The 25,707-nt window shown below is 53.9% G+C and carries 20 protein-coding genes and 1 pseudogene; 6 read left to right on the forward strand and 15 right to left on the reverse strand.

Annotated features, from left to right (window positions below; translation table 11 throughout):
• Positions 1–100 precede the first annotated feature (100 nt).
• The 4 genes and pseudogenes from ASD00_RS02900 to ASD00_RS41340 form a co-directional block, all read left to right on the forward strand.
• On the forward strand, positions 101–475 hold the full coding sequence (locus ASD00_RS02900) for a transposase (protein ID WP_025431156.1): 375 nt from the start codon (positions 101–103) through the stop codon (positions 473–475).
• Entirely contained in the window at positions 472–819 is a 348-nt protein-coding gene (gene tnpB / locus ASD00_RS38210; protein ID WP_008535377.1) for an IS66 family insertion sequence element accessory protein TnpB, read from the forward strand. The genes ASD00_RS02900 and tnpB overlap by 4 nt, the downstream gene beginning before the upstream one ends.
• A gap of 62 nt (positions 820–881) precedes the next feature.
• Positions 882–2,504: an IS66 family transposase gene (locus ASD00_RS02905; RefSeq protein ID WP_041692973.1), complete on the forward strand. Its 1,623-nt coding sequence runs from the start codon at positions 882–884 to the stop codon at positions 2,502–2,504.
• Between the two features lie 158 nt (positions 2,505–2,662).
• A pseudogene (locus tag ASD00_RS41340) lies at positions 2,663–2,900 on the forward strand (hypothetical protein); the annotation flags it as partial.
• Between the two features lie 45 nt (positions 2,901–2,945).
• On the opposite strand, the gene ASD00_RS02915 reads toward ASD00_RS41340, so the two are convergent.
• The 15 genes from ASD00_RS02915 to ASD00_RS02995 form a co-directional block, all read right to left on the reverse strand.
• Positions 2,946–3,590: an FkbM family methyltransferase gene (locus tag ASD00_RS02915; RefSeq protein WP_057204448.1), complete on the reverse strand. Its 645-nt coding sequence runs from the start codon at positions 3,588–3,590 to the stop codon at positions 2,946–2,948.
• 86 nt (positions 3,591–3,676) lie between these two features.
• Positions 3,677–4,777, reverse strand: coding sequence for a glycoside hydrolase family 99-like domain-containing protein (locus ASD00_RS02920; RefSeq protein ID WP_082523425.1), 1,101 nt, complete (start codon positions 4,775–4,777; stop codon positions 3,677–3,679).
• A gap of 23 nt (positions 4,778–4,800) precedes the next feature.
• A complete protein-coding gene (locus ASD00_RS02930; RefSeq protein WP_057204453.1) occupies positions 4,801–9,225 on the reverse strand; it encodes a glycosyltransferase in 4,425 nt (1,474 codons plus the stop codon).
• Between the two features lie 117 nt (positions 9,226–9,342).
• A complete protein-coding gene (locus ASD00_RS02935; RefSeq protein WP_057204455.1) occupies positions 9,343–10,674 on the reverse strand; it encodes a hypothetical protein in 1,332 nt (443 codons plus the stop codon).
• Entirely contained in the window at positions 10,671–11,759 is a 1,089-nt protein-coding gene (locus ASD00_RS02940; RefSeq protein WP_057204458.1) for a hypothetical protein, read from the reverse strand. Before ASD00_RS02940 ends, ASD00_RS02935 begins: the two co-directional genes overlap by 4 nt.
• A gap of 9 nt (positions 11,760–11,768) precedes the next feature.
• Positions 11,769–13,043, reverse strand: a complete 1,275-nt coding sequence (locus tag ASD00_RS02945) for a hypothetical protein (protein WP_156585432.1) — start codon at positions 13,041–13,043, stop codon at positions 11,769–11,771.
• Between the two features lie 8 nt (positions 13,044–13,051).
• A complete protein-coding gene (locus tag ASD00_RS02950; protein WP_057204462.1) occupies positions 13,052–13,705 on the reverse strand; it encodes an ABC transporter ATP-binding protein in 654 nt (217 codons plus the stop codon).
• Positions 13,702–14,490 carry an ABC transporter permease gene (locus ASD00_RS02955; protein WP_057204464.1) on the reverse strand — a complete coding sequence of 263 codons (789 nt, stop codon included), beginning with the start codon at positions 14,488–14,490 and terminating at the stop codon, positions 13,702–13,704. The genes ASD00_RS02950 and ASD00_RS02955 overlap by 4 nt, the downstream gene beginning before the upstream one ends.
• Position 14,491: 1 nt before the next feature.
• Entirely contained in the window at positions 14,492–17,542 is a 3,051-nt protein-coding gene (locus tag ASD00_RS02960) for a rhamnan synthesis F family protein (RefSeq protein ID WP_156585434.1), read from the reverse strand.
• 99 nt (positions 17,543–17,641) lie between these two features.
• Positions 17,642–18,511: a glucose-1-phosphate thymidylyltransferase RfbA gene (gene rfbA, locus ASD00_RS02970; RefSeq protein ID WP_057204470.1), complete on the reverse strand. Its 870-nt coding sequence runs from the start codon at positions 18,509–18,511 to the stop codon at positions 17,642–17,644.
• Entirely contained in the window at positions 18,508–19,404 is an 897-nt protein-coding gene (gene rfbD, locus ASD00_RS02975; RefSeq protein WP_057204472.1) for a dTDP-4-dehydrorhamnose reductase, read from the reverse strand. Before rfbD ends, rfbA begins: the two co-directional genes overlap by 4 nt.
• Before the next feature lie 4 nt (positions 19,405–19,408).
• The gene (rfbB, locus tag ASD00_RS02980; protein WP_057204474.1) at positions 19,409–20,464 is read right to left on the reverse strand and encodes a dTDP-glucose 4,6-dehydratase; all 1,056 of its coding nucleotides are present in this window, start codon (positions 20,462–20,464) and stop codon (positions 19,409–19,411) included.
• 19 nt (positions 20,465–20,483) lie between these two features.
• The gene (gene rfbC, locus ASD00_RS02985) at positions 20,484–21,056 is read right to left on the reverse strand and encodes a dTDP-4-dehydrorhamnose 3,5-epimerase (protein WP_057204476.1); all 573 of its coding nucleotides are present in this window, start codon (positions 21,054–21,056) and stop codon (positions 20,484–20,486) included.
• Between the two features lie 103 nt (positions 21,057–21,159).
• Complete coding sequence (locus ASD00_RS02990) at positions 21,160–22,290, reverse strand: hypothetical protein (RefSeq protein WP_156585436.1); 1,131 nt, start codon at positions 22,288–22,290, stop codon at positions 21,160–21,162.
• Positions 22,287–24,221 (reverse strand): glycosyltransferase family 2 protein, encoded by a 1,935-nt coding sequence (locus tag ASD00_RS02995; protein ID WP_057204480.1) that lies wholly within the window; start codon positions 24,219–24,221, stop codon positions 22,287–22,289. Before ASD00_RS02995 ends, ASD00_RS02990 begins: the two co-directional genes overlap by 4 nt.
• A 587-nt stretch (positions 24,222–24,808) precedes the next feature.
• On the opposite strand from ASD00_RS02995, the gene ASD00_RS03000 reads away from it, so the two are divergent.
• Positions 24,809–25,138, forward strand: a complete 330-nt coding sequence (locus ASD00_RS03000) for a DUF6516 family protein (protein WP_244494747.1) — start codon at positions 24,809–24,811, stop codon at positions 25,136–25,138.
• Complete coding sequence (locus ASD00_RS03005; protein WP_057204524.1) at positions 25,135–25,506, forward strand: hypothetical protein; 372 nt, start codon at positions 25,135–25,137, stop codon at positions 25,504–25,506. The genes ASD00_RS03000 and ASD00_RS03005 overlap by 4 nt, the downstream gene beginning before the upstream one ends.
• The last annotated feature ends 201 nt before the right edge of the window (positions 25,507–25,707 follow it).

The following is a 25,707-nucleotide window of genomic DNA, read 5'->3' on the forward strand; positions in this document are numbered from 1 at the left end:
GTAACCGCCCGATTGGCACCGCCTGCCGGATAGCGCCTTGATGGCCTAAGACACGTGCTTAGCGACGTCGTTAGCGACGTGTCTTAGGCGAGGGTATGGGATGCGTGTCGAAATTCTTGGTCAGGAACGGCGGCGGCGTTGGGGTGACGAGGAGAAGCTCGACATCGTCATGTCGGTTGGGCTCGACGGTGCGACGGTGACTGAGGTTGCCCATCGGCACGATGTGAGCCGGCAGCAGATTTACGCCTGGCGGCATGAGCTGAAGAAGAAGGGTTTGTTGCCGCCCACTGCCGATACGGTCTTCCTTGCCGTAGACACGTCCGCCATGCATGGCGCCCCGCTCGTGCGTGAGGACGTTGCGCGCGTGCCTGCAATGATCGAGTTGCGGTTGAACTATGGACGCAGCCTTCGCTTCGACAGTGGCGTTGATGCCGCCGTCCTGACTCGGCTCATCCGAGCGGTTGAAGCAGCATGATTGGACCAGGAACCGGTGTTCGAGTGTATCTCGCCTGCGGGATCACGGACATGCGCAAAGGAGTTGAGGGCTTGGCTGCGCTTGCGCAGGATGTGCTACGCCAGAAGCCGACGGGAGGTGCAGTCTTCGCGTTTCGGGGACGGCGTGGCGACCGCCTGAAACTTCTGTATTTTGACGGCCAGGGCTTCTGTCTGTATTACAAAATTTTGCAGAGAGGGCGTTTTCCATGGCCTTCAGCAGCCGATGGAACGGCGCGGCTGACAACGGCGCAACTGGCCATGCTTTGGGAAGGGATTGATTGGCGACGTCCGAACTGGGGCGCTCCGCCGGCGCGTGTCGGTTGATTTATCTCACTGAATCTGCTTGTTTTTATGGATACTTGTCCTGACCTATGGTAGTCAGGATCATGTCGAACGCGAGCCAAAATCTTCCCGACGATCCGGCCTTCCTGAAGGCGATGATCGCCGCCCTGCAGGCGGAAAATGCGAAGATGTCGGCGACGTTGCAGGCGCACGACCAATTGATCGGCGAACTGCGGCTGCGCATCGCCAAGCTGAAGAAACAGGTCTTCGGCAAGTCCTCGGAAAAGATCGAGCGGGAAATCCAACAACTGGAACTGGCGCTTGAAGATCTCTTGATCGCTGCGGCGGAGAGCAAGACGGCGCCGATCTATGAAGCCGAGGAAGCCGGGTCGGCGATAGCCTCGCAAGACGCGCCCGCAAAGGTCACGCGCCGCCGGCCGCGGGTATCGGAAAAGGCAGCTCGCGAGCGAAAAGAACTCGATCCTGGCACCTGTTGCCCCGAATGCGGTGGTGAACTGCGCCTTGTTGGCGAAGACGTCAGCGAAATCCTCGACATGATCGCTGCGCAGATGAAGGTCATCGAGGTCGCTCGATTGAAGAAGTCCTGCCGCTGCTGCGAAAAGATGGTGCAGTTGCCGGCACCCAGCCGTCCGATACCGGGCAGCATGGCGGGCGCTGGTCTTCTGGCGTACATCCTGGTCTCCAAGTTCGACGACCATCTGCCACTGTATCGTCTGAACGAGATCTTCGCCCGCATGGGCGCCGATATCCCCGATAGCACACTGGTCGATTGGTGTGGTCGTGCGATGCAGGTGCTCCAGCCGCTAATCGAGCGGATCGAAGCGGCGATCATGGGCAGTGACCTCCTCCATGCCGACGACACCCCGATCCGGGTGCTGGATCGTTCGCTACGAGACAAGGGATTGGGTAAAGGCGTGAAGAAAGGCAGGATCTGGACATATGTCCGAGATCAACGTCCATGGGCGGGTGCTGCCCCGCCTGGGGCGGTCTACTACTTCGCCCCGGACTGGAAGCAAGAACACGTCCATCGTCACCTCCGGCAGGCAAGCGGTATCCTTCAGGCCGATGGCTACAAAGGGTACGGAAAGCTCTATGAAGCTGGAGCAGATGGCTCGCGCCGCTTTCGGGAAGCAGCCTGTTGGGCGCATTGGCGCCGCGACTTCCATGATATCTGGACATCGAACAAATCCGAGATCGCACGCGAGGCTCTCGATCGTATCGGCGCGCTTTACGACATCGAGCGTGACATTGCCGGTCAACCTGCCGATATCCGCCTTGCCGCACGTCAGAAGCACAGTAAAGCAAAGGTCGAAGCATTCCGCGTCTGGGCCGAAGCGCAACTGACCCGCATTCCAGGCAAGGGCGATTTGGCTCAAGCCTTCCGGTATGGCCTGAGCAGGTGGTCCTCGTTCTGCCTGTTTCTGGACGACGGTCGTGTCGCCATCGACAACAATACCGCTGAGCGCGCCCTGCGTCCGATAGGAGTCGGAAGACGCAATTGGCTCTTCGCAGGAGCCGACACCGGCGCGGAGACCCTGGCGCGTGCCATGACGATCATCGAGACGGCAAAGATGAATGGAATTGACCCACAGGCCTATCTCGCCGACGTGCTCGACCGCATTCAGGATCACAAGATCAATCGCCTCGACGAACTGCTTCCTTGGCATTGGTCACCTGTCGCCACCATCCGCGCCGAGGCAGCCTAATGGCAACAATCACCTATGTCCGCACGCTCAAATATGTCGCCGAAATTCTCGGCGAGGATCCGGAGCTTCTCCGGGCAATCGTCTCCAACGATGATAACCTGACCTACGGCAGCATCATCAGCGTCTATAACGGGGAGGACGAATCCGTCACCGCTCTNTCCGGAGCTTCTCCGGGCAATCGTCTCCAACGATGATAACCTGACCTACGGCAGCATCATCAGCGTCTATAACGGGGAGGACGAATCCGTCACCGCTCTRACAGACGACGGCATGGAGGAATTGGAACAGATGCTCTCCTACGCTCGCCGCTCACCTCAGGAATGGAACGACTTCCTCGACAGCTTTGTAGACGACGAAGAACTCATCGCTCGCGTCAAGGCGAAATCTCCGCGGTAACAATCGGCCGGTTACAATCATTTCAGCACCATTTGCGTAGATATTTTATCTCGCGTCCGCAAGATTCCCATAAATTCGGGAGCTGACAAAGACTATGTTTGCACGCCGTAATATTGGCGCCCTTGCGATCCATTCCATCGTCTGTTCAAATAAGTGAAATACTCCAAAACCGAATGGTTCCAGAAACTCATTCACTTCGTCGTACGAAACATGATATTTATTATAACTGTTGAGACTGACCTCGCATTCCACAAAATCGGTGTTTCTAAGCATATGCGCCGCACCTTTCAGAACCTCTAGGTCGTGCCCTTCTGTATCGATTTTGAGGTAGCTGATACGGGTGATTTCATAGCCTGAACAAATATGATCGATCGTGCTCATCCGCACTATCTGGCCACCCCCGCGCCGATCTACTCTATTCATCTCAGAGTTATCGCCAACCCTCATATGCGTTGTCCCCTCGGATGACCCGAGTGCCAAATTTAGAACAGTCACCCGATCGCAATCGACAGTTTGCGCGCAAGCTGCGTCAAAAGTCGACAGAACCGGTTCGAACGCCAATATCTTAGCTAGCGGCAAATCCTCATAGAACTGCTTTGTCAGGCTCCCGACGTTAGCTCCAACGTCGAAGACCATCTCAAACTTATAGCCTGGCACATGCTTTAGAATTTTCGCGAAGGGCTCGTACATTGTGGGATCACATTCCAAGGTTCAAAGCAGGCGCACACAACCACAACTCACGAGGTATCTGCAGCAGGTTAAATGTCTCCCTGAATTTATTCAGTTGACAATGCAGGTGCAGCTTGTGAAGAAATACCATGTGTTAGCGCCGAAAGGTAGGCGGAGCCCAGCAGTTCGGTCGGCTCCAGCACGGCACCCTCAGCCCATTCATTCCAGGCATTGACGAACAGAAGCGGCGCGTCGATATGGCCAGATTGGAACTTTTCACGGCTCACATCACTGGCCCTTCGGACCCAGGATTCAAACTTGGCTGGGGTGCTGCCTATAACCACATGCGCATTTTTCGACCTGCGCGGAGAATTATCCCAGTCAGGCGTGACACCGGGATACATCCTATCAAAACCCTTCACGCGGGTTAATGCGGCCTCAACGATAGCGTCATAGGGTTCGAAATAATCGCCGCGAGAAGTATCGAATGGCTCAACAGTCTTCATGTCTAGCAATGTTCGCGGGCCACTGCGAGGGACGCGGTGCGGTGGAAACTGTACGACGGAATCGACGTCCTGCAACATTTCCACCTTGAGACCCGGCGAGAAGACGCAGCCTATCGTAACTTCCTGTCCAGTCCGGGACCACATCGCCTGCCGAAGTTCTTCAAGCCACAGTTTGCGGTCAGGGATTCGTTCAACCTGGTAAATAAGAATGAACGGTTTATCCTTGATTCTAATGTACCGAGGATCTTGCGTCGCCTCTACGAGGTCCGCAATCAGTCCACGCTTAGTGACCTCATCGTAGACTTGCTCGAGCAGCAAATCATCGCTCTTGCCATCCCATGCACGTGTCCAGCTTTCGTTAGCCCAACAATACATGAATGGAAAATCTGGGCGGCCCGCCTCCAAGTAAGAATGAAGTGGCCGCTCCAAAAGCCGCCGATTTCCCATTCGATAGTAGTAAAAACAAAAGCCGAAAACGCCAGCAGCTCGGGCCAGATCGGCTTGCTCCTCAAAGACATCCTGGCTGCGAAGATCGTAAAAGCCAAGCGCCCCCGGGAGACGCGGCTGGAAATGCCCCTCGAACAACGGCTTAGCTTTCACCACACTCCGCCATTCGCTAAAACCCTGTCCCCAATTAATATCGTTGACGGCATTAGGATAAAACTGAGGCAAGTAAAATGCGATTGGCTTAACATCTACCATATTGGCAATCTCTATATTGAAGTTTAGGACACATATTCAATGAGCTGGCGTGCGCGGCTATCAAAAGAATGATTTGATAAGAGCTCGGCACTCATCGCACGCCGTTGTTCTATTGTTGGCATCCAATCGTGCACGCCGTCAGTCAAATCTTTCAGGTCGCCTGCATTCGAATATACTTTTACGTGCGCACCGAATATCTGCTCAATCCCGGCAACCTCATCTGTGATTGCAACGCCGCCGCATGCAACCACGTCAAACAATCGGTTCGAGATTATCCCCGCGCATGCCATGCTCGGCCAGTGATCATTCAAAACGCACAAAGCCGATCTATACCAGTGAGGCAGATGTGCATTGTCGATGTGCTCGCCACGCATATAAGACCGGTCAACGAAGTATTCCCAATCTTGGCCGTAAATATCGAGCGGCAGATTCATCTTCACAGAATCCAGAACGATCTGGCGCGGCTCCCGCCGCGAGTTTCCGACAAACAAGAAGCGCTCCGAAATCGGCGTCACCGTCGCATTGTCCAGAAATGCGAAACGCCGAGCATCTGTCGCTTGCGGTAGAACCGTCGAACGGACCCCAAACCGTTGCCGGAGGTCCAACTGTGATTGCTGCGAGCAGACGAAAATCCCGGACATGCCCTCAAGCTCGGAAGCTCGCAGTTTATCAGGATGACTTATGAGCCACAAAAGATTCAGCGCGCCCGGCACGGCCTTAACGTCCACAATTCCCCGCAAATGAAGCACTATATCTGCGTCATACGTAGGATAGTCCCAATGATCACGCAGACGCACCTCGCAACGATGCCCTAGGCGCTCAAAAGAGGTCTTGAGTGAAAGTGCGAAATGATAGTCGCCCCAAGCATGACTATTTTGACCCGCTGGAGCCGGGCAGCGGATCTGAACGGCCCGCGACCCAGAACGAGTGGTGCGCGAATATGTCGGCAACGCGATCGCCGCCGCCTCGAGCAATCCGTTGGACACAACATACTTCTGCGGCAGTGTGTCGACTTTTAGTCGCGCTTTCGTGAACGAAACTTCGATGGTAGGCAGCCGACCGAACGTTTGCGCGAACCATTCTTGTTCCCGCGCCAAAGCGGTGCTGGTCCCGCACACACTCTTCTCGCGTTCGGCGACGAACTGCGAGCCAAAGTGCATCACGACTTTCCGAGCACTTTCGCGCCACAACGAGAGGACGAAACCAACAAGTCCCTTGTCGAGGCAAAGATTTGAATTGAAGCCGTTCAGCCTATCAAAGGCGTCCTTTCTAATCGCAACTGGGAAATGTTGCGCGGCAATGCCTGATGCATCCCCGATACGCTTGTCGATAACTTGCCTGCCAGCAACAGCCTGAATGCATGACGCGTCATGGGATATGGTAAACATCCCATCGATGGTCTTCCCCTCGGCATCGACCACGACTGGAAATTCGACGTCAGCTGCAGAGCTCAGCTTCGACATAAATGAATCGATGCGGTCCCCGTCATACCGAACCCTGCCGTCCCAGAAGAGCAATTTCTCGGAACAGGCCAATTTTGAACCTAAGTTGCCAGCCGGGAAGAACATGAACGTCCGCCAAAGGTGAACCACTCTCAATCCACGCACCGACTTTGAAAGCTCAGCCAGAAGCGAGGTCAGAGCATCAGGCAGGGCATTGTTGATAATAATAAGCTCGTGCTCGCCCATTGATAAATGCCGGACAGCTTCCCAAACCTGTGCTGCGCTCGATAGATGTTCCCCAGACTGTATTGACCAGATTATTGAGTATTTGGGCGTAAGTTCTTTCTTTTGACCGGTAACGTGGGAACCGAGGGCCATCTGAGCAATTGATAGCTTGTAGAAGTCTCCGACCAGCTCCGTGTTCGTAATTCTCTTCAGCTCACCGCTATCATCCACATAGTTGCAACCTGGGAATGCGACATAGTACGAAGGTGATTTCAGAGAAATTCGCCTAATCAGATCCCAATCTACGCACCTGGTGAGTGTTTCATCAAATCGGAAGCCTTCATCGACGAACCGCCGATGATGTCCGAAAACATTCATGTCTATGTAATTCTCACGATCCATGGCCATCTTATCATAGACGTCGCCACGGTAATAAATTTGGCCGCGGTCATTGTAAATTCGAAGGGCCGCATGCGCGGCATCAACGTTCTCAACGATCATGGACTTAATCATGATCTCAACGAAACTCGGCTCCCAATAATTATCGGTATCAAGGTAGAATATGTATGTCCCCGTTGCTGCCTCCAGCCCCCGATTTCTCGCCGCCGAAACGCCGGAATGCGGTTGCTCAATCAGCCTAATACGGGCGTCCGAAAGAGTGGCCAGGCAATTGACGGTAGCGTCGGTCGAGCCGTCATCAATAACGATCAACTCTAGATTGTTGTAGCTTTGCTGCATGACTGATGAAACAGCTCGCAAAATTACCGTTTGCCGATTTCTTGCCGGCATAATGACAGTAACCAAGGGGAGATCCTGGCTCGGCGTAGTTTTCTCGTATCGGCGCCGAACCTCCTGTTGCAACCTATTGGCCGCCGCAAGGTCGAAATAGGGGTAACTTCTGACGATAGTCTCATTCATGCGCAGTTTGGAAATATTCAACGCATCGAAGTGCGAGACCGAATCTTCGAATTCATCAATGGAGCGGCATGACGCATCAATGCGAGAAACGGCAGCTTCCGATTGGCCAGTGCCTATCTCGAACACCGTCCGTACGCCAAATGGCGGCCTCCCGGCACCCGTTTCGGGCTGACCAAACAACCACTCCTGAAGTTCGCTCGCATTTGCTCTCTCGCTTACGAGAACCGCAGGATGGGGAGAAGCACCGAAGGGTGAACTTAAAAATCGCCGCAATGGCTGTTCACTTGGACTGAGTTTGACTATCCCCTCATACCAACGGGGATCAAAGCGCTTGTTAGGTCGCCGGCGCTCGATGTCGCCTGCAACCAGAAAGTGCTTCAATAAGTGCATACCTGCCAGTGCGACATCTTTGTACATCGCCAGATAGTACCGAGTCGAAAAATACTTGCTGGGATCATGTAACCTTGCCTCGCCGGAGGCTAGGTAATCCAGCAACGGCCCTTTAACATCTGAGATAATTCGATACTTTTTACGATACCACGTTGGGTCGAAAAGATAATTCGGCTTGAATCCGCTGACCTCACCTTGCACGAGGTAGTGCATCAACAAATGGCCCGAACTAATTTCAACAACATCTGTATTCTTTCGATAGTAAACGGCATCGAACACGGCGTTGTTATGAACCGAAGGCGACCGGCGAGTGTTCAGAAAAGCAAGATAATCATCAAGGGATTTCTTGTTGAAAGCTTGGCCCGCGAAAAAAACCTTAGAATCACAATACAAATAATGGGGAACGAGATCTCTCTCTTCTTTTTTATCAAAGAAGACCTCGAGGGGCGTCTGATGTTGCCCTAAGACAGTACCCAATTTTGCGAGAAATAGCTGGCTATCGAAGCCGGGATTTGGTTCACGCCGGAAATGCCACCCACCGCTGATATAATCGATCCACGGATGCAGTCGAGCAGGCAAATGGTACTTGGTTCGATACCACCCCATCCAGAAACCGAGGTGTGGATCAGCGTCCAGTCGAGCGCCAAATTTCAGGAAGAAATAGAAGGGGTCAGACGCGGCCAGATGCTTGCTATCGTCAACAAGCAGATTGAGACTCGAAACATAGAACTTGGCGTCAAAGAGCGGGTGCGGGTTACGGTTTTCCCTGCAGCCAAGCTGAAGGTAGTGCTCGAGAGGATCGGCGGCCGCGTTGCGAACATCCTCGTACTGGCGAAGATAGTATTCCGCATCGAAGTATCTTCCGACAATCTCTCTACGTGTTAACTCCGCAAAATCAGCGTGCTCGGACCAAATCAAAGATGTCGCAACGAGTTCAGGCTCCTGCTCCCGAGCTATAGACTCAAGATCAGCGCCCGTCGGGTCAACTACTGATGCAATGCGCGCGTAGACAGGCCTACGTGACTGGTAGATTTCCTCCACCAACTGCAGGCCAAAATGTTCAAGCCAACCTGCAAAAGTCATTGTTAATGTCATGGTCAGAGTGGAACTGAGCGCATCCCCCCCCGCATTCTGATCCACGTGACTTGTGTCGGCAAACAGCCTTAGTGAAACACTTCTCGAACGACTGGGCTCGATCACCGCTCCGGACGTCAACCCTGAGACGATCGCCGAACGGTCGAATCTCAGTTCAAAGCCAAAATCGCCCTCCGCATTTAGCGCGGCTGAGACATCGGGTCGGCTCAGATTAACAGATGTTTGCCCGAGCTGGACACCATCGAGTTCAACCGACAGTCGATGAACGGTTCCATTATCGCCACGGGCAATCCACCCTCTAATTCCACTGGAAGTCAGCTCATCAATGAAACCGCGATATGGTGCTTCAGTGAGCGAATTATTGAACTGTAACGTCATTTGTCCGAAATACTCTTCCTAGTCGCTCAAATCTCGATTGACGAGTTGGCTAGCATATACCCTGGATAGCAACTTCAATTCCGATCAGCAATCCCGCAAGCCGTTGAGCGATCACTGTTAAAGGTTCGCACCGTCCCTGATATTCGCTACAAGAAGTGCGGTGATTGACCAAAGCACGAAGGCAGCCAGGAAAATCAGCGCGGCATTAATCGCCGGGCGCGGGTAGCGCGCCACATCCGGCAGCATCGGGGGAACAACCGTTACCACATATAATTGCTGCTGCGCCATCCGCCGGCGTGCGTCCTCGTAGCTTGCGCGTGACAACAGCAAAACCTGCTCCGCGAACTCTTGTCGCAGCTTTAGCAATTCGTAATCTTTCAGTTGAGCAGATACGGAACCCGCGTTCTCGGTTCCGGTGAGCTTTCCATTGAGATCCTCAATTTGCGAATCCACAACATCGAGTTGCGCGCGAAGATACGTTTCGCCAGGGCGTTCGGAGTTCCCCACACCGGCAGCGACGGCCAGACGGCTTTCCATTTCTATCTTTCGCGCCGTCAACTGGGAGATGAGAGCTACGATCTGCTTCGCATTTTCGATAGGGTCGATGGTACTGGATCGTTGTTGAAAATCGAGCAGCGCCGTCCGTGCTTCCGCCAGCTCACGTGTACTCTTCTCCACTTCAGCACTGGCGCGCGTGAGTGCATCTTGTCTGCTGCGCTGCGAGATGTGATTGATCAACGCTTCACTTCTCGATATTAAATCCTGAGTTAATTCTAGTGAATTCTCAGGTCGAAACGTATGCACGCGCAGAGTTATTATATTCGACAGCGTATCAAGGCTAATTGATACCTGCTCGTTCCAGTAATGCAGTATATCTTCAAAGTCTTCAGAGGGTCCCAGGCGGGATAACCAATCCACTTCGGAAGGACCATATATATCTTTCATCCGATCGCGGCCACCAACTGCTTCCACTGCGGCGCGGCTTTTTACATAATCCACGACGATCATCGCATTTTGAAACGTATTACTTGATTTCGTTAGCCCCACCTTGCTCAAAATCGATGAAGCCGTCGACGCCAAAGATTGTTGTGACGAACCATCCGCCTCAACACTCTCCCGAACGGCAATTTTTGCTTCCGAGACGAAAACGTCCGATGCGAAAAACAGTGAATAGACGAAGACAATGAAGGTCGGCACAAGAACGCAAAACAAGAAGCTGGACAGCAACGCGCCTCTACCGCGTCCGCTGGCCGAAGCACCCAAAACCTCCCCCTTATCAGCTTCATGAGGAGCCGGTCGGCGCTTGACGAGACCCCCAACACTTAGCGCGTTGGAAACCTTCGATTGGATGCTCCGCGACAGTCCAGTCGTACGGCGGTCCTCAAGAAGACGATCGTCCTGCAGCTTTGGCGCAAATTCGCCGTGCTTTTCCTGTTCTTCCCTCTTCATTGAATATAGGCGTGTTTTGCGTTGTGGATATCTTGCTCTTGTGTCGTCCCGAGCGCCGTTGCGATCGCATTCGCCACGAAAGAATAGAGAGCGATGTCCTCATCTAACAGATCCGCCACAAGCGCGATCTTCCCGAGGCTCTTCGCCAACTCGGAAGCACCACTAAGCGCCTCAATCGCGTCGGCTCGGAAGATGGGCACACCAACAATACCGTTAGCCATAAAGGCAAAATCATCGAAACGTGACTTGATGCCCACCGCGTCCACCTGGGCGAGGTTGTCAAGCGCGATGCTTACGTTTCTCCTCTGAACGATCTCATCGGGCGTCGCACCAAATGTCGCAGTCATCGGTGACTTAATCAAATGCCGTTGCTCGCGGCTTAACCCTCGAAGACCTTTGAGGATAGATTTCTCATCATGCAAGTCCATGCCCTCCACAGCGGGAACAAGTATCTCGTAGCGCTCTAAAAGGCCGCGCGAGAAGGATGTAATCGGCTGGCGGCTAATAAGTTTAATTAACAGCAACCGCTCCGCGAGGTCTTCGACGGGTTCTGACAGAAGTGCCGTAGTCACAAATTCCTTAGATTGCAGTATGCCCGAGAATCGAGCCCAGTTAATACGCCCAGAGGCGACGGTCGACTTCGAATAGTGATGGCCGAGCGCGGCAGCAATTGTCTCCATCGGGAACCGATCAAGCATCGGGTATTGCAATGAGAAGTGCGCCATCAGTTCCCGTAAGAGCTTGACCTGAGGCATCGCCCCAGTTTCGATCAAAACGACTTTGCTCTCAACATGCTTCGACGGATCACAGCGCCGATAGATCGGCAGCCCCGTGGTCGCCTCCGCCAAGGTGAATGACGCCAAGCTCGGCAGATCCGGGATCAACGCCTCATCTATCTGAAAGCCGGCCATCCCGGTGGCATGGAGCCCCAGATCATACAAATCTTTGCGGAAGACATTCGCCCGCAGTTTAACTTCACGGCCATCTTCAATTAGAATCTTGAACTCGGGCGTTTCACTCGGATTATCGAGTACCAACCATCCGCAAACTGTGCCGCCGGAATCGACGTCGATATTGAATTGCATCTTGCCAACCTAGGTAGCGGTGTTGTCGCGCACAAGTATCGCCATCCCGAAGAAGGCCGCCCATCCGATTAATGCCGCGACACTAATCACGATCCAGGTCAACAACCGCCGAGGGTAAAGTGATTCTTCGGCTTTTGTTGGACTGATGTATGTCTGCAAGTAAGAACGCTGGCGTTCTGCGGCTATACGCGCCCTTTCGAAGGCTGTCATCGCCAGGGTGTACTCAGACTGAGCTATCTTTTGATCCATTTCGTTTTGGCTTAAAAGCTTTGCATTTTCTGCCAGTGTTTTCTCCACACCCGCACCGTCACCACCAGCCATCAGCCCTTCATAGTAAGCTATCTGGTCTTGGATCGCTCGACTGCGCGCTTGGAATTGAACAAGCTGCGGTGCTCTCTGTGAATTGGTGTTACGCAAAGCCAAAATTTGTTGCTCAACCTTTGTCTGCTCTAGCCGCAGTTCGGACAACACGTCCCCATAGACCTTTGCGGCGACCGAAACATCGAGAATACCCAGCTTCGATCGCGCATCGCGCAGTGCCGAAACAGCTAGCTCGAGGCTGCGCTTCGATCGCTCCAACTCTTGCTGCGCTTGCATGAGCGAATCTGATTCATTGCGGCGTGTCAGTTTGTTAACCATTTCCTCCGAGTGATCAATGATTGCAGTAATCAAAGAACGGCTATCGTCGGGCGAAAAGGTTCTTAGTTTCAGAGTGACCAATCCCGAAACGCGGTCAACCGAAATCGATACCTGGGATTTCCAGTAGTCTAGGAGGTCTTCGGCGCTGCCTTTCGGGTCGAGTTCGGCCCAAAGATCCCACGTACCCGGTCCGAAGATGGCGCGAAGATCGTAGTCCTTTGACAAAACATCGATCATAGCACTGCTCTCGACGTAATCAGCCACGATTAGTCCATCGCGGGCTGCGCCTGTATCGATCATTGACGATAGCCCAGCTAAGCTTTCAAGAGGTGATGAGTCGCCAGATCTTATCGCGAAGCGCGCTTCGGACACAAATTGGTCGGCCGCAAAGAAGCTTAGATAGGCGCCGCTAAGAACTGACGGGCCAACAAAAATCACGAAAAAGCTGTACAAAACAATGTTGCGGAAAACTTTGTCAATTCGGCGCGCTTGAAAGCCGCTGCCCCCAGCGACGACGGGGGTGACGACACGCGCTTTTCTGGCCGCGCGACGGAGCTCGATTGATATCGCCTTTGCGACACGTTGTGCACGCTGGCCTACGTCGACCTCTTCAGCACGCTCTGATTGGACCACCACATCGGACACGCCGCACCTCATTGATTCAGCTTTGTGTAAAGCTCTATCGCATCATCAACGTGCGAGAATTCATGCAGCACTCCGTGCGCAAGCACAACGCCACGGCTGCAGTAGCTCCGTATCGTCTCCATTGAGTGCGACACCATAATGATGTCGGAATGAGCCCTGCGCCTGGCAAATTCCTCGTGACATCGCGCCTGGAATCTTGCATCGCCCACGGCAGTTACTTCGTCTATTAGATAGCATTCGAAGTCGATCGACATCGAAAGGCCGAACGCCAGTCTTTGCGCCATTCCAGAAGAATACGTCCGGTAAGGCTCATCTATATAGGCGCCGATTTCAGCAAAATCCTCTACGAATTCGACTGCACGCTTTGGATCTTGGCCATAGATTCGGGCAACGAACTGAACGTTCTCCCGTCCAGTCATCGCAGGATGAAGCCCTGCCGAGAACCCAAGCGGCCACGAAACCCGTGCCGAGCGACTTATTCTTCCCGAATTGGGAAGTTCGGTCCCTCCCAGCATACGCATTGTTGTTGATTTTCCGGCTCCATTTATCCCCAATATACCGTAGGACAATCCAGCACGGAATTCGTAACTCACATTGTCAAGAATAACCTTCTTGCTGCCGCGGGTTTTATAATATTTGTGGACGTCAATCAATTTAATCATGCGCCGAGCAACTTGCCTCGCAAAAACCTTTCCCCGAGCAGCCCCAACATCAGGCAAGTCGTGGCAACCCAAAGAACGAATTCTTGTGAGAGCATTTCGCCGCCATAACCGTCGTAATATGAAGATCGAACCCATTCGACACAATGAAGGAGCGGATTATACCACATAAGCTCCCTAACGGCCGGAGAAAATGACGACGGCAGGACGAAAACACCGGCGGTCGCATACATGAAAAACATCAACAGGACGAATACGACGTGCCACATCTTAAATATAGATGAAATAACCGTATTCAAAATACCCATACTGATCGATAAATACACAGTTGCCAGAACACCACTGGCCCAAGCGCTATAGTTTATCGGAACAATATCAACGCCGAATGATAAAAGCGCACCACAAAAAATAATCGCAACTACGAACGCAGTCAGAAACTCGATCGCGCCCCTGGCCACAATAACATCGAAGACTTTGACGACTGGAAACAGAAACAAGGCCCTGTTCGCCTCCACGCTATAGCCCATCAAACGCGCGGGGTATAGGCAGAGAATGTACGGCAAGACGCCGCTGACGACAAATACAGCTGGATCTGTTCCGAACGGCAGTACCCTGTTCGCGTAAAGCATCATGGAAACAAGGACGCTGAGATGGACCAACGGCCATGCGATGGCGATCATGTAGCCAACGTGCGAGCGGCCAAAACGCGTCCTCATATCACGCATCATGATCGCGAAAATGACGCGCCCACGCTGCGCAATGCCCAGATTTTCCGGGAAGCCAACCACGCTAGTCTCGGCACTGTGCGAGGGCGCCGTCGTCGAGGCGCCGGAGCTTTTTGTATATCTCTGCGAGAGCAATTGGATCGTAAACCTGACAACCCACGGCAGTGGCTGATGATCCACCACCAACCGTCACCTGACCGACCATCTCCTTCTCAGCTCGGAAAATCGCAATCTCAATTTTCTCAGCAATCGTGGCAGGCTCCAAGATCTCGACCGGGAGAATGTTGCCATAACGAGCCTCAAGCCTTTTGTGCGAAAAGTTATTCGCGATTGTCAACAGACCAGCTTCAGCCATTTCCAAGGGCGGATAACTCGGGTGCGGCGATATCATCAACGATATTCCCACGGACGCGGTGCTCAGATACGCCGCATACTGCTGTAGCGACGCTTTTCCGACCACGGAAAAATTCTGCGCCGGAAGTGCCCAATCCCTACTGTACTCCTCCCCAAGGCTCACAATGGACCACTTCGCCGCTAGGCTTGGATTACGCTGTTGCCAGAGAAACAATGCGTCGACGACAAGCTCGAAGGCATTGCGTGTCACGCTTGGACGGCCATAGATAATGATCGTCCGCTCGCGAACGCTCGCCCTCAACGACCGCTTGATCGTTCCGTTCATCTGGTATGGCAGGCAGAACGATTTGGAAAATTGGTACCGTTCGGTAATGCTTGAGAACAGTTCCTCGGAGTTTATGATCGCTATCGTTTCATCTGGACGCTTATATGTTGCTTCCGCCAGCGACCATTTGCTTGACCAACCATAAAAATTCGGCTCGTCGTCCTGTATGAGATATATAACAGGAGGCGGCGTTTTTCCCGACGCTCGTCGAATATCATTGAATTCGAACGCGAATCTCGCCGTCCACCACGCAGTCGCAACAAAGACGTCGGAAGGCCTTAGATCGAGACGCCCCTGGGATCTGTCAAATACGTCAGTTAGGCTCCACTCCGTAGTATCTGAGGACGGCCCCATCGGAGTGAGAGTATAATCAGAGAACCGCTCGACAGCTTCTGCCTGAACAGGAGCGCATGTCGATACGATCCTCCTGTCATATCCAAGCGCGTCGGCAATCTCGCCGAATACCTTAATTGCGGTGGAGATCCCTCCGAACGTCTGCGACGGATTGACTGTTGGTACCAGTAAGTTCAGACGAGGCCGCTCATTTCGGGATGGATAGGTCAAAATGGCGCGGGTTTCTGGTATCGCCCGCTCGCTGGGCATCACCCCGCTCACGGGTCTCGTCAAGACAGGCTGGAATACAAAGTGCCGCCATTTTATCAGATCCGTTGGGCTGTCCACGCGGAGTACGGTTTCCGGCTTTTCATACAAATCCCGCTTGACCACCTTCCGCCATTCAAATCCTGCACTTTCAACAGCAAAAAGCATCGATCTTTCGATCGCATGCGCAAGCGTGCCGTCGATTTGGCCAGCCTCTTCCGGGAAGTCTTCGAAGGCAAGCTCCAGATCAAGCAACCCACGGATTGCCTCGCTTCGCCCCCAAAACATTGATCCCGAAGGGAACTCCAGCACCATATCCTTATCGAGTTTGACACCTACTCTGTCCAAGAGGGCGCGTGCGAGGTCATAGTCATAACCCCAGTTCAATATTCCCCTCAACTCAAACAGGTGTTGCGGAAAGACCACGCCAATCGAATCGTCGTCGAACAGGGTAAGGATCGATTCAACTATGTCTTGGCTGCCACAGATATTCTCCAGCAAATAATCGCGCCACCTGGCCAGTGGTTCACCGCCATGCGGCGATCTTTTGCTGTGAGCATGCAGAAACAGCTCGTATCGCGCATATACGTCACGGAAACCCACGAATTTCGGAGCTATATCACGCCCGCGATTCTCGAAGACACGGACTTCAAACGTCCCTTTTTGCCAGGATCCCTGGCAGATATCCGTGATTTGTTCGCGCTTTTCCGCTGTATCTGTTGATATAAAAATATCTGCTGCAAGCGGGATATTATCGAAATATCGGAGCATTTCCGGTAGGACGTCCGGATAGAAGCAATGCAGTACAATTGCTATTGTGCGATCGGGACCACTTTTCCGATCAAAACCAAACGGGACTTCCAACGCGTAATCTGCATCATTACGCGGTCTCCTCGAGGGGACGACACCGTCCTCTTTAGTCAGCTCGTAAGTATATTCATAGTCACTTTTGGCAGAACGGGCCGCGCGCCTGTCACGATTTGCACTCGCGCTGTGCCGACGGTTCCCCTCAGCGGCATTCGCCAGGTGCCGCAAGATACTCGCCAAAGCGACTTTGTCGCCAAATGTCGAACGTATACTTCGGTATTCCTCAACCCAGCCTGTGTTCGATGCCGGCCCAAGATCACTAGGATCCAACACTCCGGCAACCTCCCGGACTCCCGCGCCGACCACTGCGCGCATTCCGCGCTTCTTTAGAATATCTTGCGCTTCCGAAAGAAGCTTCTTGTATTTTTCTAGCATCTGACCGTCTTGAATATCCATAGCCTCCGATTGTCGAAGGCATTTTAACAGGTCGTCCAGCGCGGCCGGCACATCGAGTTCAGCGCAGCCTGCAAGTAAATCGATAGCATTGCTACGATCGCCATCAATCGTGGACGGCCAAATCGCTCGTCCTTCCGCGCGGCCCCATTTCAAATAATGGAAAAGCGGGTTGTAACCCGCGTTGGCTACATCGCCATATGCCGAAAGATAAAGACCAGTTGAAAACCCAGGGTGTGGATCGCGGCCCTCCAGCGCACCATGTCGCCAATAGTGAACCAGTGGATTGATTGTGCTGGACGCGACATCGGGATTATTCTCAAGATACCAATGGGTATCAAAAAAAGGATTGGCGTGGCGCCCTTCTGTGGCGCCGTGGCGAAGGAAGTGCCGCCAGGGATCGATCCGCGACTGAGCTACATCTGCGTACTCGGCGAGATACCAGTCCCTGTCAAATAACGGAGGACATTTGTTTTGCTTCTGACCATTGAGCCTGCCAAATAAGACCTGCCTCAACCTCGCCGAGACACGACGCATATGATAGAATCCTTCGTTTGCAAATCCCGTTGAATCCATGGTGGATTCGCCAATCGCCCGCCGCTTTCCTACGAAATGTCGTTGGCCACGTCAGCTATTTCGAATGATTGCGCTTTTAAAATGGCACCGACACCGTCCCTATTCGGCGCCCGCCAACTTTAAGAGATTGCGTCCGTAGGCTGTTTTGGCGAATTTCTCCCCGAATGCTTTGAGCTGCTTCTTGCTAATCCAGCCGTTCTCAAATGCTATCTCTTCAATACAAGCGACATGCGTGCCCTGTCGGTGCTGAATGACGCGCACGAACTCCGATGCCTCCAGCAGACTGTCGTGTGTCCCGGTGTCCAGCCATGCAAATCCTCGGGACATTTGTTCGACGAACAATGCGCTTTGTTCCATATAGATACGGTTCAGATCGGTAATTTCGTATTCTCCGCGTACAGAGGGCTTCAGAGTCTTAGCAAATTCAACGACCCGATTGTCGTAAAAATACAGACCCGTCACCGCTAGGCGCGATTTTGGCGCATTTGGTTTTTCTTCCAGGCTAAGCGCATGTCCATCTGTGCCGAGCTCGACAACACCATATCTTTCAGGATCATCGACCTCATATGCGAAGACCGTGGCACCATGTCTTCTGGCACGGGCCTTCATTAGAAGGTCCGCCAGGCCTGCGCCAAAAAAGATATTGTCTCCGAGAACGAGCGCAACATGATCGTCGCCAATGAAAGCCTCACCTATCGTGAATGCCTGGGCCAATCCGTCTGGCGTCGGCTGCACTGCGTAACTTATCGTTAACCCCCATGGGCTGCCGTCTTCGAACAGCGCCTGATAGCGGTCCAAATATTCAGGCGATGATATAATCAGAATATCCCTGATTCCGGACATCATTAAAACAGACAATGGATAGTATATCATTGGCTTGTCATAGACGGGAAGAAGCTGTTTATTCACAGCCAGCGTCGCAGGATGGAGTCTTGTTCCGGACCCCCCCGCGAGGATAATACCCTTCATCTTTCTTCCTCTCTTAGCACTTCAGATGCGAGAAGGCTCGCCATCACATCCGAAAGCGCGTCTTTCCAATGACGTGGGTTCACACCGTAGTCGGCCATTATTTTTTCGTGAGATAGCGTCGAGTTCGCGGGGCGCTTTGCAGCAGTCGGATACTCGAAAGTGCGGATCTCTTCCAAAGCGGGCGATGTCCCGCGGAGACGGAAAATTTCTCTGGCGAAATCGAACCAACTACCGACACCAGCATTGGTGAAGTGGTAAGTTCCTGTCGGCGCAGCACGATGGTTAATTAAGCTTAGCGTGATCTTTTGGACGGTTTTGGCAATATCGACAGCGCTTGTTGGCGATCCGATCTGATCTCCGACAACCTTGATGCTCGGTGCGGCTTTCGCCAGCCGTAACATAGTTTTAACGAAGTTGCTGCCGTGTTCGCTGTAAACCCATGCGGTACGTAGAATGACATGACGGGCATTGCTGGTCCGAACCGCTTGCTCGCCCGCCTCTTTCGAGGCCCCGTATACCCCCAGCGGCCGAACCGCATCGTTCTCGCAATACGGCTCTCTTCTGGCTCCATCGAACACGTAGTCCGTTGAAATTTGCACAATTGGTATTCCAGCGGCGCTGGCTGCCGAGGCAAGTCCCGCCGGCGCCAGAGCGTTAATCTTCCAAGCTGCAACAATTTCGGATTCAGCACGATCCACCGCAGTGTAGGCGCCCGAGTTGATAATCGCGGCAAAGTTTCCGCCAGCGACGTACTCCACGATCGCGCTTACATCCGAAAGATCAAGTTCACTTCGTGCGGGCGCAACCAATTGAGCATTCTCTGGCCAGCCGCGGCTGCGGATCAGCTCTAAGCCTACTTGGCCAGTGCCGCCGGTGAGCAAGATACGAACCATCTTACTATCCGCCCAATCCGCGACGCTGAGCCGCCGTTGTCGCTTGCAGAATTTGCCCCCACCATTGGCGGTTTTCGAGATACCAGCCAACAGTTCGTGTGATTCCGCTCTCGAAAGTTTCCAGCGGTTCCCAATCGAGTTCGCTGGAGATCTTGCTGGCGTCTATGGCGTAGCGCTGGTCGTGTCCCGGCCGATCCGGTACATAGGTGATCTGCTCTTTATATGATTTGCCATCATTTCGCGGCTCTCGTTGGTCGAGGGCGTCACAGATGGCGTTCACGACATCGATATTACGACGCTCGGAACTCCCACCAACATTGTAAGTCTGTCCGGGAATACCTTGCTCAAACACCCTTTGGAGCGCCCGCACATGGTCTTCAACGAAAAGCCAGTCGCGGATATTTGCACCGTTTCCATAGACAGGCAGTGGCTCCCCTGCCAGGGCCTTAACGATCATTAGCGGAATGAGCTTCTCTGGGAAGTGATAGGGTCCGTAATTGTTGGAGCAATTCGTCACCAGCACCGGCAGACCGAATGTGTGCCCCCAAGCCGAAACCAAGTGATCCGAGCTCGCCTTTGAAGCCGAATATGGTGAACGCGGGTCGTAGGGTGTTGTCTCGGTGAAGTACCCAGTTTCACCGAGCGAACCGAAAACCTCGTCCGTCGAAATATGATGAAAGCGGAAGGATTTTTGACGAGCTTCGCCCAATCGGCGCCAGTAGTCTAAGGTCTTTGTAAGCAGCGTATAGGTACCGACGATGTTAGTTTGGATAAAGGCGCCCGGACCATCAATAGAGCGGTCAACGTGCGATTCGGCCGCGAGATGCGTAATGACGTCCGGCTGAAAATCCTCGATCGCGGCTCCGACTGCACGCTCATCACAAACATCGCCCTGTTTGAATCGGTACCGTGGTGACGACGAGACCGTCGCCAATGAAGTCAAGGTTCCGGCGTAGGTCAATTTGTCAAAATTCAGAACTTCGTGATCGCTGTTTTCGATGAGATGTCGGACCAATGCAGATCCGATAAAACCAGCTCCACCGGTAACTAGAATGCGCATATCGTCTCCTGGAAGATACTTAAACTTCGATCATTTCAAGCGGTATTCCGTCATATTCGAACGGACTGTCGAAATCACGCAGTAAGGGCTGACGTTCGTCTTTGGCACTTAGCGTAGGGGCGACGTCTTGCGGGAGCGGCCAGTTCACTCCAATCTGCGCATCGTTCCATCGGACCCCACCGTCGTTTTGAGGGGAATACACGTTCGAGACCTTGTATGTGACCTCGGTGGAAGGCTCAAGTGTAACAAAGCCGTGAGCAAAGCCGACCGGCACGTAAAGTTGGTCGCCGTTTTCTGCCGAGAGTTCAGCCCCGACCCACCGCCCAAACGTCGGCGAAGCCCGACGGATATCAACGGCTACATCAAAGATACGGCCGCGAATGCAGCGAACCAACTTCGCCTGAGCGAATGGCGGCGTTTGGAAATGCAGCCCCCTCAGCGTGCCAACGGGCACCGAAAGCGAATGATTGTCCTGGACGAATCGGTCGCTAATGCCCCGCTCGAAGAAAGTTTTTTCGTTATAGGTTTCAGAAAACCAACCGCGCTCATCGCCAAATCGCTTCGAGCGAACCAAAACAACCTTAGAAGTCATCAACAATACCTACCATTCCAATGAACCGACGACTAGCACGGGCTCTGTTAGCCGGTCCAGTCGCGGGTAGCACGGAGAGACGAGAATGGCAATTCTGTGCAAGCTATTCACAACGTAGGCTTGTGGCAGTGCACGTCGCCAGCATTTTTAGCCCCTCATTCGCACTTTGCGTCATCTGCCGGACAAGCCGCAAGGTGCTTGCTGTTGCCAAATCATGAGCCTCGTGATCGTCAACCAGCCTTAGGATCGCATTCTGCCAGATGTCGCGAACATATGGCACACGCTGCTCGCCAGAACCTTCACGTGTTGCGTATCCATAGGCTGCGCCCTCGGAAAATACTCCGGCAGCTTTATATCGGGCAACGTCGATCCGCTTCGTCGGCGCCCGGCTATCATTCACGCGCGATGGGTGAAGCGGAACGAGCATGACATCGATGGTGCGATTGTTGGCGTCCGCGAGATAGTCCTTCCAGGGCAGTGGTCTTCGGACCGACACTCGTTCCAACCCTTCCCAAATCGATGCGGCACGGCCGTCTGCAAAAACCTCAAAGCGCACCTGCGGTCGTTGTAGCAAGATTTCCTCGATGATCGGACGCAGAAACCGGTGCTCTTCAAGGTGGATGCCAGTTGCGTGGTAAGCAATCAAAACCTGATCTGATACCGAGTTTGTGACGCGACCAGATCCAGGCGATCGCGGCCTCCATAATGTTTCGGGAGGCGCCGGAGGCAGCACTTCGACTTCGTGCACCTGCAGGGTTGATGCCAAATGCGGTGTCGATGCCCAGACGATATCGAGATGACGATTGAGACGACGGAGCGGCCAAAGCGCTCTAAAACACAGAGCGAAGCGATAGCGCAGACTCGCATCTCGCCCTGTGACCACGGCCGGTATGTCGTCGTCGACGAAGAGCCCCACACCGGACAGGCGATCAGCATTGGTATCCAACCAAGTCAGCACGTCGGGCGATACATAGCGACAGATGATGATGAAAGTGCCCTCTGGATCAAGGCCTGCAAGTTTGCCGTGCCTGATATCGACAGCTTGGTACGGGGGCATGCCCGGCGCCGCAAGCCGCGCCGCGAAATAATAGTCAAACGTCGGGTTCGGCATGCGCCCGAAGACGATAATGCGTTTAACAGGCCCACGTGGACGACCGTTCGCCCCCGGCCTCAACTTCGGGCGCGGCAGCCTTCGCTCGATCCATAGAGCAAGCCGTTCTCTGAGATCAGTCATCGTGATGACCTCGGAGATAGATCACGCGGGCGGGCCTCAAGAACAAAATCCTCCGCGATGAGGGAGAGGTTCGGGTTGTGATGCGGATCATCCCGCAAAATATCGCCCCACCGCTGATACACCGTCTGCTCCTCGCGCGCGAAACGGCCCAGCTTTTCAGGTGTATTGTCCGCACCTCGAGAGACCGATTCCCTGTGCAGCATGGCGCTATCAGGAGTCCAGACAATCGTGCATGCCGCTTGCCGCACCTTGACGCAGTAGTCAACATCGTTGAACGCAACGGTGAGATTGCTCTCATCCATGCCGCCAATTTGCATCCAAAGGCTTTTGCGTGTCAGCAAGCAAGCTGCAGTGACCGCAGAGATCTCCCGCCGCTCACTCAAGAGACCATTGTCCTCACCTGATAGGGGGTGCAGGAAATGAAAGCTGTGCCGAGCAACAGTACCCGCCCCGAGCGTCACGCCGCCGTGTTGTACGTAACCATCCGGGAAAAATAGGAGGCTGCCCGCAGCGCCAACATCCGGATCATCCAACTCCCGCGCAAGGTTCGAAAGCCATCCCGGCTGCAATGGTTCGACGTCATTGTTGAGCAAAAGGATGAGTTCGTTGCGCGATGCTTCGACACCAAGATTGCAAGCCCGTGAAAAATTGAACCCACCTGGCAGCGGCAGACGACGGATACGCCCCGCCTTCTCATAGCGGTCCATAAGGGCAAGAGCTGCGGGATCGCTGCTGTCATTGTCGATGACAATAACATCCAGATCAACGCCATCAGTGCTTTCAAAAAGGCCCCTGAGACATGCCTCTAGCAGGTCAGCTCGATCCCGCGTCGGAATGATGACGCTCACCTTGCGCACGTCGACCGTATCCGCATTGAGTCGGACGGGCCCCATCATTCGCTGGTATGGGGCGTCTCTGTGCAAAAGCACCCGAGGCAAATGAAGGACCGCACCGCGACGGCCGTTTGCAGCTTTGGCGATCACCTCACCCATCGGCCGATTCTCGAGATCCAAGCCCTCCGGCAGGTCAGCCAAGCGGACAAGGGCGCCGTCCAATGGGAGCCAACCGGATTGCGCAAGGGGCGGATTCCAAGCCGGCTTGAAGAACGGATCGAACCGGCGACCACGCTTATTGACCCGATCTTCGTCGCTATAAACTGCAGTCACCGAAGACGAGAAAGCGAAGGGGCGTGCAAGCCTCTCCAAAGCGCGCGGCGCCAGGCGCATGCCCGCGGGAAGCCGCATCCATAGTTGCGGTCGGGCTGCGTTCCCGTCTTTCATACCTGCGACTTCACTGGCAGGCATCTCGGCGTAGTCGCGCCAGGTCTGTGTGGCCAGTGAAGCGCGTGTTTCGCCGACGGCCTGCTCAGTGCCGCGCCCAATCGAAACGAAGACGAAAGGTTTTGTTGGCCAATCTCCCCGAGCGTCAGGCACCTCCGCGCGCTCCGCCGCCTGCTGGGCGTCGATCCATTCGTCATAGCTCGGCGCCGACAAAGCGTCGACTTGCCTGGCAAAGCGAAACGTGGCGCCTTTCACGTTGCGCGCCATAAGGAGACGAAGAATACGAAGAATGAACAAAGGTCGTCGCAGAGCGAGGATAGTCCCGATTTCGAGCAGCGACAGCCGCCGCACGCTTATCTCCGGGGTAACGTCCGCCGATATTTCCGCTGTTGCGTCATCGGCGAAAAGCGTTGCACCTTCGAATTGCACCGGCAGCCATCCATAAAACCGTCCGTGGCCTTTGCTGTTCACCAGGAATGAGCGGAAAACCGAAGCCGGTACTCTGCCCTTACGATGCAACGCCAAGCGCGGGCGCAGACCCAAACGGTGCCCTGGATCCTTAACCGTTAGAACGACAGGACGGTCGGCATAATCTTCCAGCGCAGCCTTGAGCGGCACTTTGAATTCGACCTGTGAAGCGTCAGCCATCATTCTCTATCTTGCAATTCAGCGAAACCGGAGTCGGTATGCCGCTTATGCCAGAGCTTTGAATGAAATTTAACTCATAATTCCAGTTATCTGCGCAAACCGAATATCCATGCATCCAATGCTGTTTCAGGCAGGTGCTAGCTTGATCGTCCGAGCTCGGCGCGCGGCTACTTTTGTAGGCCTACCTCCACAATCCGGCTTTGGTTAAGGATCACCGGCTGACGAGGCCAGGGCTGCCTCCGCCTATCGGCGTCATGATTGTTGCGTGTTCGATAAATTGGCCTTCCCCGCCAAATTAGCAATCTTTCCAAGCACACAATGTGGACGCCCGTAAGATCTGCGCGCACGAAGGCTCGCGACGAACGGCTGGCCTCGGCCCTCCATGCGACCTTCATTTGATGACGTGCTTAAAGAAATGAAAGCGGCGCCAACGACGAAGCTTCTGAAATTGTTGGAGCATGAAATTGCGTCTTGTGCTCACCGTTGGCGGCGTCGCCCCGGGGCATTACTGGCACCGTCCGCATAGGCCCTTCTATGATACCCCTGCCGGTACTCAGGAAAGCCTGCGATCTGTCTAGAACAACGCAGTGTTGGCCAGATTGACAACAGCGGCGATTGTTGGCATATTAGCCAACATGGATGCGCAAAAAATCACCGAGCACAAAAACGTTGAAGCAGACGGCAGCATCATCCAGTTTGTCATCTGGAAGCTGCCGGAACCCGTTCCCCCGACCACGCACGGTTTCAAGTATCGCATGGTCTATATTCGAAACCGCGAGCGCGTCGTCGGTTTCGATAACGAGCGCGGCAAGGGTGATCATATGCATCTGGACGGCAAGGAGTATCCTTACCAGTTCACGTCGCTTGAGCAACTCATTGAGGACTTCATGTCCGAGATCGAAAAACGGAGGCAGTCATGAGGACATTGACCATCACGACGAACACCGATTGGAAATCGGCCCTGCGCGCCGCCGGAGAGAAGGCCAAGGTGGGTCTTGCCACCGGGACCTATCAGGGCGAGACGCTGAATTTTGCTACTCCCGGAGCGTTTTTCTCCCACCTTACCGAACGTCGATGGGAGATGCTGAACGAGCTTCTTAGGAGTGGAACGATCGGAGTCCGTGAACTTGCGCGCCGGCTAGGACGAGACGTCAAGCGCGTGCATGAAGACGCTGCGGTGCTTGTTAATCTAGGACTAATCGAGCGTGATGAACGTGGCGCACTTACATGCCCCTTCGGAAACATTCACGTTGACATGGTAATGACGTCCGCAAAATCGGCGGCGTAGGTGTCCTCCCTAGAAAGGGATGCTGAGAAGACGTAAGGCCGTTGTCCTAATCTTACCGCGCAGGCACTTGGGTAAGGACAAACGGCCGGAATTCCGCTCATGGGCGCGCCGGTTATCGTTGCGTTACGCCCGCCGGCTCCGCTGAACGCCAAAACTCCGTGATCTTCTCTTCTCGATCTCACTGCGATGTTCTGTAGGAGA

This window comes from Ensifer sp. Root31, assembly GCF_001424825.1.
Lineage (GTDB): Bacteria > Pseudomonadota > Alphaproteobacteria > Rhizobiales > Rhizobiaceae > Ensifer > Ensifer canadensis.